Below are 1,210 nucleotides of genomic sequence, written 5' to 3' on the forward strand. Positions count from 1 at the left end.
TGAGCGCGTGATAAGCAACACTTTAAAAGCACAAGGCTACGGCGCGCTAGAAAAGGATAATAAAAAAGAGAGATTAAAAGATGATCTGCCTAGCAGCTATGATCCAAATTTCGTAAACTCAAGCTGCGACCTAAACGAGCTAATGCAGGGCATAAAAGAGAGCAAAAGCGCTAGGATTTGCCTTTACGGAGTACCAGGGACCGGAAAGAGCGCATACGCTAAATTTATCGCTAAAAGCCTAAGAAAGCCTATTATCATCAAAAAAGGAAGCGAGCTTTTATCTATGTGGGTTGGCGCAACCGAGAAAAATATAGCCGAGGCTTTTAAAGAGGCTGGTAGCAAAAAAGCAGTGCTCGTATTTGATGAAGTCGATAGCTTTTTACAAGATAGAAGCCTAGCTGCTAGAAGCTGGGAGGTAACTCAAGTAAATGAAATGCTAGTGCAGATAGAGAGCTTTAGCGGCATCTTTATCGCTACGACAAATTTAATCGATAATCTCGATAAAGCAAGTCTTAGAAGATTTGCTTTAAAGCTTGAGTTCAGATATTTATTGCCAAATCAAGTATTAAATTTGTTCAAAAAAGAGTGCGCATCATTAAGGATAAAATTTGATGAAAACGTAGCTGCAAGAATTTCGGATTTAAGCTTTTTGGCGCCAGGAGATTTTGCGAGCGTGCGAAGACAGGCTAAATTTAAAAGGGTTAAAAACAGCGATGATTTTTATGAGAGATTAGAACGGGAAGTGACTTTAAAAAATGAAAAGAAAGTAAAAAGGATAGGGTTTTAGCAACACAACTAGCGGAGTTAAAACGGTGTCATTTTTATTTAAAGGATAAAAATTTTAGGCTTTTTATAGTAAAATTTTAAAAGATTTAAGGAGAAATACTATGACAAATGACGACAATGAGCAGAATAATTACATTTTAAGTGCAGATGACATACCTAAGTAGCGCAAATTATCAAATCCCGTACTACCAACGCCCATATGTATGGAGTGAGGATTTGGCTTTAGGACTGCTTTCAAGCATTAAAAGATCGTTTAAGAATGGAAGCTCTAATGAAATTTTACTAGGGCACATAATTTTGCATAAGGAAGTACATGAAAACAAAGAATCAATTAACAATATAGTCGATGGGCAGCACGCATAACTACACTAGCCCTTATTTTAAAAGCCCTGAGTGATAATGAAGTGCCTTTTTTAGATAATAA

Annotated in this window: 2 protein-coding genes; both read left to right on the plus strand. The window is 36.7% G+C overall.

What is annotated here, in order from left to right; genetic code table 11:
* A partial coding sequence (locus Q0256_RS04685) for an ATP-binding protein (RefSeq protein WP_297960526.1) occupies positions 1-787 on the plus strand: 787 nt, incomplete at its 5' end.
* A gap of 146 nt (positions 788-933) precedes the next feature.
* Positions 934-1,149, plus strand: coding sequence for a DUF262 domain-containing protein (locus tag Q0256_RS04690; RefSeq protein WP_297960529.1), 216 nt, complete (start codon positions 934-936; stop codon positions 1,147-1,149).
* Positions 1,150-1,210 lie beyond the last annotated feature (61 nt).

The sequence above is a fragment of the uncultured Campylobacter sp. genome, from assembly GCF_937949835.1.
Taxonomy (GTDB): Bacteria; Campylobacterota; Campylobacteria; order Campylobacterales; family Campylobacteraceae; genus Campylobacter_B.